The organism is Pseudomonas sp. Ant30-3 (genome assembly GCF_000690905.1).
Classification (GTDB): domain Bacteria; phylum Pseudomonadota; class Gammaproteobacteria; order Pseudomonadales; family Pseudomonadaceae; genus Aquipseudomonas.
Genome location: NZ_JMCL01000099.1, coordinates 1 through 7,101 on the forward strand (window position 1 = coordinate 1; position 7,101 = coordinate 7,101).

At 56.2% G+C, this 7,101-nt stretch carries 4 protein-coding genes; 3 read left to right on the plus strand and 1 reads right to left on the minus strand.

Going from position 1 to position 7,101, the window contains the following annotated elements; genetic code table 11:
• The first annotated feature begins 87 nt into the window (after positions 1 to 87).
• From DU29_RS0122680 to DU29_RS0122690, 3 genes are all read left to right on the plus strand, one after another.
• A complete protein-coding gene (locus tag DU29_RS0122680) occupies positions 88 to 1,563 on the plus strand; it encodes an efflux RND transporter periplasmic adaptor subunit (RefSeq protein WP_028623762.1) in 1,476 nt (491 codons plus the stop codon).
• Positions 1,560 to 4,718 carry an efflux RND transporter permease subunit gene (locus DU29_RS0122685; RefSeq protein WP_028623763.1) on the plus strand — a complete coding sequence of 1,053 codons (3,159 nt, stop codon included), beginning with the start codon at positions 1,560 to 1,562 and terminating at the stop codon, positions 4,716 to 4,718. The genes DU29_RS0122680 and DU29_RS0122685 overlap by 4 nt, the downstream gene beginning before the upstream one ends.
• 561 nt (positions 4,719 to 5,279) lie before the next feature.
• Positions 5,280 to 6,605, plus strand: coding sequence for an OprD family porin (locus DU29_RS0122690; RefSeq protein WP_028623764.1), 1,326 nt, complete (start codon positions 5,280 to 5,282; stop codon positions 6,603 to 6,605).
• A 276-nt stretch (positions 6,606 to 6,881) separates the two neighbouring features.
• Here DU29_RS0122690 and DU29_RS1000000133380 read toward each other — a convergent pair.
• On the minus strand, positions 6,882 to 7,101 hold a 220-nt coding region (locus DU29_RS1000000133380), incomplete at its 5' end, for a hypothetical protein (protein WP_033050258.1).

Consider the following 7,101-nt stretch of genomic DNA (forward strand, 5'->3'; position numbering starts at 1 on the left):
CGAGACCCGCCTCAAACAGATCGACTTCGAAGAACAGCGAGCCCTCACCAGTGCTCGCCTGTATTTTGCTTATGGGGACGCCAATTAATGAGCTCTCGAATCTGGAAAGGGGCTTTGCTGACAGGCTTCTCGATTGCCTTGGGCGCTGCCGGCGGTTACTGGTTCGCTCAACAGCGCATGCCTGATAGCACAGCCGAACAGGCCCCTAAAGCCCAAGACCAACGCAAAGTACTGTATTGGTACGACCCGATGTCCCCGCAGCAGAAGTTCGATAAACCTGGCAAATCTCCCTTTATGGATATGGAGTTGAAGCCCCGCTACGCGGATGCTGCAGCGGACAGTGCGGCCATCAGTATCGACCCCAGCCTGACCCAGAATCTCGGCTTGCGACTGGCCACAGTCACTCGCGGCGCGCTTGCTTCCAGCCTGGACGTGGTCGGTGTGCTGGCATTCGACGAGCGGGATGTTGCGGTGATTCAATCGCGTACTGCTGGCTTTGTGGAGCGGGTGTACGCCCGTGCTCCAGGCGATGTGCTCAAAGCCCATGCGGCTTTGGCCGATATCCTGGTCCCGGAGTGGGCCGCTGCTCAGGAAGAGTTTCTCGCACTCAAACGCAGTGGCGATGCCGACTTGCTGACGGCAGCGCGCCAACGCTTGCGCTTGACCGGGATGCCAACGACGTTGATTGCTCAAGTGGAGCGAAGCGGCAAGACCCAGCCGGTCCTGACGCTCACCAGCCCCATAAGCGGTGTGCTGCAAGCGTTGAATGTACGTTCGGGTATGACCGTGGCGGCCGGCGAGACTCTGGCTCGAGTCAATGGCTTGAGCAGCGTCTGGCTGGCAGTGGCCGTTCCAGAATCGGAGACTGGATCGATCATCATGGGGCAAGCGGTCGAAGCACGTCTGCCAGCCTTTCCTGGAACAGTGCTTAAGGGCACGGTCAGTGCGATTCTGCCCGAAACCAATCCCGACAGCCGAACTGTGCGTGTGCGGGTCGAACTGCCCAACCTGGATGGGCGACTCAGGCCGGGTATGACGGCCCAGGTGCACCTGAATCGTTCGACCGAACAAAGTGTGCTGTGGGTGCCAAGCGAGGCAATCATTCGCACCGGTCGACGCGTCCTGGTGATGCTCGCCGAAGACGCCGGTCGCTACCAACCGGTAGAAGTGCAACTCGGGCAGGAAAACGAAGGCAAGACGGTGGTGTTGAGGGGGTTGGAAGAAGGCCAGCAGGTAGTCAGCTCTGGACAGTTCCTGCTCGACTCCGAGGCCAGTCTCAAGGGCATTGTTGCGAGAGTGCTGGAAATTCCACCACCTACCGCCGCTGCCTCCGCCCTGCATGAGGCCGATGGGCAGGTTGTCGAGATCAATAGCAAAGACGTGACGCTCGCCCATGGCCCCTTCAAGACGCTGGGCATGCCGGGCATGACCATGACCTTCCCATTGGCTGCCACGGCGCTCATGCAAGGGCTCAAGGCGGGCGACAAGGTTCGGGTCTCGGTGAGTCAAACCGATGATGGTTTGCGCGTTGAACGCCTGGAAAAAGCCGGGGGTCAGCCATGATCGCCGCCCTGATTCGCTGGTCAGTCGCCAACCGTTTTCTGGTACTGCTGGCCACGATCTTCGTCACGGTCTGGGGCGTTTGGTCGGTTCATAGCACGCCCATCGACGCATTGCCAGACCTTTCCGATGTTCAGGTGATTATCCGCACCCCTTATCCGGGACAAGCGCCGCAAATAGTTGAGAACCAGGTGACCTATCCGTTGGCTACCACCATGCTCTCGGTGCCGGGGGCTAAGACCGTACGCGGCTATTCTTTTTTTGGCGACAGCTTCGTGTACGTGCTGTTTGAAGACGGTACCGATTTGTATTGGGCCCGCTCGCGGGTGCTGGAGTATTTGAGTCAGGTCCAAAGCCGCCTGCCGGCTTCCGCCAAACCGTCCTTGGGGCCCGACGCCACAGGCGTGGGCTGGATCTATCAGTACGCACTGGTGGACCGCAGTGGCGGACACGACCTGGCGCAACTGCGCGCTTTGCAGGACTGGTTCCTCAAGTTCGAACTCAAAACCCTGCCGAACGTTGCAGAAGTGGCCACCGTGGGCGGCATGGTCAAGCAGTACCAGGTGCAGCTCGATCCACTCAAGCTGGCCAGCCTCGGAATCACTCAGGCTGAGGTGACCGAGGCTATCGGCAAGGCCAATCAGGAAACCGGTGGCGCCGTGCTGGAGATGGCGGAGACCGAGTTCATGGTGCGAGCTTCCGGTTATCTGAAGACACTCAATGACTTTCGTTCGATTCCGCTCAAACTCGGTGCCGGTGGGGTGCCGGTGTCCCTCGGCGACGTGGCGACTATCCAGCTGGGGCCAGAAATGCGTCGCGGCATCACGGAACTCGACGGCGAAGGCGAGACCGTCGGCGGCGTGGTGATTCTACGCAGCGGCAAGAACGCTCGCGAAACCATTGCCGCGGTCAAAGCCAAACTTGACGATCTGAAAAGCAGCCTACCGGCCGGGGTAGAAATCGTCACCACCTATGACCGCAGCAAACTGATCGATCGCGCAGTGGAAAACCTCAGCTACAAGCTGCTTGAGGAGTTCATCGTCGTCGCGTTGGTCTGTGGAGTATTCCTCTGGCATCTGCGTTCATCCCTGGTGGCCATTATCTCCTTACCGGTGGGGGTGCTGATTGCCTTCATCGTTATGCGCTACCAAGGGATCAACGCCAACATCATGTCGTTGGGAGGGATCGCTATCGCCATCGGCGCCATGGTCGACGCCGCCGTGGTAATGATCGAGAACGCCCACAAGAAGGTTGAGGCCTGGCATATGGCCCATCCAGGGGAAGAGTTGAAGGGCGAACGTCACTGGCAGGTGATAACGGAAGCGGCAGCGGAGGTGGGACCAGCGCTGTTCTTCTGCCTGCTGATCATCACCCTGTCGTTCATTCCGGTGTTCACCCTGGAGGCGCAAGAGGGTCGTCTATTTGGTCCATTGGCCTTTACCAAGACCTATGCCATGGCTGCGGCAGCCGGACTGTCGGTAACCCTGGTGCCGGTGCTGATGGGCTACTGGATTCGTGGACGGATCCCCAAAGAGGAACACAATCCTCTGAACCGCTGGTTGATCAAGATCTATCAGCCGGCCCTGGATGCGGTGTTAAGTCGGCCAAAAGTCACCCTACTGATCGCGCTATTGGTCTTTCTCAGTGCGTTGTGGCCGATCTCTCGCTTGGGTGGCGAGTTCCTCCCTGCGATGGACGAGGGCGATTTGCTCTACATGCCTTCGGCGCTGCCAGGGTTGTCGGCGCAGAAAGCGGCGCAGCTGCTGCAACAGACCGACCGCCTGATCAAGACGGTACCCGAAGTCGAACACGTTTTTGGTAAGGCTGGTCGCGCCGAAACCGCCACCGACCCGGCGCCGCTGGAGATGTTCGAGACCACTATCCAGTTCAAACCACGCGAGCAGTGGCGCCCTGGTATGACCCAGGAAAAACTGGTGGAAGAGCTGGATCGAGTGGTACGCGTCCCGGGCCTGACCAATATCTGGATACCCCCGATCCGCAACCGCATCGACATGCTCGCCACCGGGATCAAGAGTCCGATCGGAGTGAAAATTGCCGGCGCCAACTTGACGGAGATCGATGCGGCCACCCAGGCGGTCGAGCGCGTGGCCAAGGACGTGCCCGGGGTCAGTTCATCCTTGGCTGAACGGTTGACCGGTGGCCGCTACATTGATGTGGATATCGATCGCAAGGCTGCTGCCCGCTACGGGTTGAATATCGCTGATGTGCAGTCGATCGTCGCCGGTGCTATTGGTGGTGAAAACGTTGGCGAGACCATTGAAGGGCTCGCGCGCTTCCCTATCAATGTGCGTTATCCCCGAGAGTGGCGGGATTCGCTTGGCGCCCTGGAGCAACTGCCGATCTACACCCCGCTAGGGAGCCAGATCACCCTTGGCACGGTGGCGAAGGTCAAGGTCAGTGAAGGCCCACCGATGCTCAAGAGCGAAAATGCCCGACCTTCCGGCTGGGTGTACATCGACGTGCGTGGTCGGGACATTGCCTCAGTTGTTGCCGATCTACGTCGGGTTGTGGGTGAGCAGGTCAAGCTGCCGCCAGGCATGAGCCTGAGTTACTCAGGGCAGTTTGAGTTTCTTGAACGAGCCAACGCACGGCTCAAGCTGGTAGTGCCGGCCACGCTGCTGATTATTTTCGTGCTGCTGTATCTGACGTTTTCCCGATTCGACGAGGCTTTGCTGATCATGGCCACCTTGCCATTCGCCCTTACCGGTGGGGCGTGGTTCCTGTACCTGTTGGGGTTCAACCTGTCGGTGGCTACCGGCGTCGGTTTCATTGCTCTGGCGGGTGTTTCTGCCGAATTCGGCGTGATCATGCTGCTCTACTTAAAAAACGCCTGGGCCGAACGTGTAGACGTCGGTGATAACACCGAGCTTGGGTTGATCGCCGCGATTCGTGAAGGCGCGGTGCAGCGGGTTCGACCCAAGGCCATGACGGTGGCGGTCATCATTGCTGGCCTGTTACCGATCCTATTGGGTAGCGGCACCGGTAGCGAAGTGATGAGCCGCATCGCCGCGCCCATGGTCGGTGGCATGGTTACCGCGCCCTTACTATCCCTGTTTGTCATCCCGGCAGCTTACCGCTTGATGCGCCGCCGCCGCCTCGTTGTTGAATCCATACCTTCGGAAAGAAGCAGGCTATGAAGTGATTGTGTCCTCCACTGCACGCCCCATGATTGTCTGTGCAACGTCATCCAGCGGTCTGGTTTTTTGGTCGGGCAGGGGGCGACCTTTATAATCAATCGGTGATCGAACTCTATCGGAACTGCGTCAAAACAGGGGCGAATAGAGAAAACGGAAAAAATCGTACGCTAAGCGCTCCGTCTATCAGGTTGAGGTCGTAGAGGTGGACGCCATAGCGTCAGAAAATGCAGAAATAGGGTTTGGGGAGCAACGGAACAGGAAGTGCACTTAAGCTATCTGGCTCACATTAGCTCCGAGCGAGCTTGCATTCAATCATGGCCTCACGCTTTCTGCAACTGAACATCACCACCACAATCCGTCCAACAAACAGGGTTTATTGGACGATGCTCACCCGCCGCACATGAACATTACAAAATTGTAATATTCCAATCATCTCCACGTTATCTCCAGGCTGCAACGATATAAATCGGCAACTGTACGGGAGGGCAATCCGGCTTCCCGTAGCAAAACAAAAATCAAGCCGAAGAACTTTCCAGTTCTGCCGAACCTAAGGAGTGATTGATGGTTAACAACAAAAAATTCTCGATGGCTGCTTTAGCCGTGGTTGTCAGTACCGGGCCGTCCATGGTTTTTGCTGAGGAAAAGTCTGGGGGATTTATAGAAGATAGTAGCCTTACGGTGCTCAACCGAAACTTTTATTTCAATCGTGATCATCGCAACGGTCAATCAAGCCCCACGGGAAATGGCTATTCCGAAACTTGGTCGCACGCGATTATCAGTAAATTTGAATCAGGCTTTACTCAAGGTACTGTTGGCGTGGGCGTCGATGCTTTCGCGATGATCGGTCTGAAACTTGATACGGGTGATGGTCGTAATGGCGGTCGCAGTTCATTCGATGTACTGCCCGTCAATAGCGACGGCGAAGCTCGAGACGAATACACCAAAGTCGGTGGCGCGGCAAAGGTTCGTGCTTTTGACACCGTGGTGAAAGTCGGTGATGTGTTCCCCTCCAACCCGGTTGTTGCTGCTGGTGATTCGAGACTTCTGCCGGAAAGCTTCCGTGGTGTGACGGCGACCAATACCAGCATTGAAGGTTTGAAGGTTGAGGGCGGTCGTCTTCATGCGATGAGCCAGCCAGTCTCCAGTAATATGCGTGACAACTTTGCGACCTTCTATGCAGGGCCTGTTAACTCGCCTTGGGTCGGCTACTTTGGTGGCGACTATAGTCTGAACAAAAACGTCATCATCAGTCTTTACTCCAGCCGTCTCAAAGACGCTTGGAATCAATACTATGCCGGCACAGGGTTGAATTACGCACTGACGGATGAGCTTTCCGTATTCGGTGGCGTGAACTACTACAAGGCTGTCGATGAAGGCAAAAAACTGCTGGGTGAGTTTAACAACAATATCTGGAGCGGCAAAGTTGGCGTGAAGTATGGTGCGCACTCGCTTGCACTTTCTCACCAGCGAAATAATGGTAACGACGACTTCGACTATCTGCGCCAGTCGGATTCTATCTTTCTCGACAACTCAATCCAGTACAGCGACTTCAACTCGCCTAAAGAACGTTCCTGGATGGTTCGTTACGACCTCGACATGAGTTCGTATGGCGTGCCTGGTTTGTCGTTTATGACACGTTACGCTCGTGGCACTGACGCTGACTACTCCAACGCTAACGCGACGTACATGCGGCGTGATGCGGACGGGAACCCGTTGACTGACCAGAAGCGTTGGGAGCGCGACATCGAAGTAAAATACGTCGTTCAGGCAGGTTCCTTGAAAAACATGTCTTTCCGCCTGCGACAAGCTAACACTCGCGCAACCGCATTTGAGTCGGACCTGGATGAAGTTCGTGTGATTGTTGAGTATCCATTAGCTATTCTGTAATGCCTGAACGGGATGATTCGCCCTAGACGAGCATCCCGTTCCCTCTAGAAAGATTACAAAAATGTCATTTTTTAATCATCTCCCCGTTAGCTTGAGTTCCTTATAATTATCTGGAGTTAATAGCACTCTAGCTAGCGCATCTGGTTAGATTGCTACAGATAAGTAACTAGTCTGTGAAAGTCTGAAACTCATTGCTGTTCAGTTGAAGCTCCACATTCACCTTTAGAAGCTCCTTCAGCAGAGGTGAATTTTAAGACGTCCTTCGGGACGTCTTTTTTATGTGCGCCCAGCATGGGCGCAATCTTGTGGGTGAAAGTCCCGCCGTAAGCTGACCACAGCGAACGAAGTGAAGCGCAACTGCATGAGGGCGACCGAGTGTGGGGAGGAAGCGTGAATCGAAACCGCGAGCCGATGTACAAGAACCGGATACAAGGCGAAGCCGACCAGGGCGAGCGGGCATAAAACCGCGAAGCTCTTGTGGTCAAGGGTCAGGCAG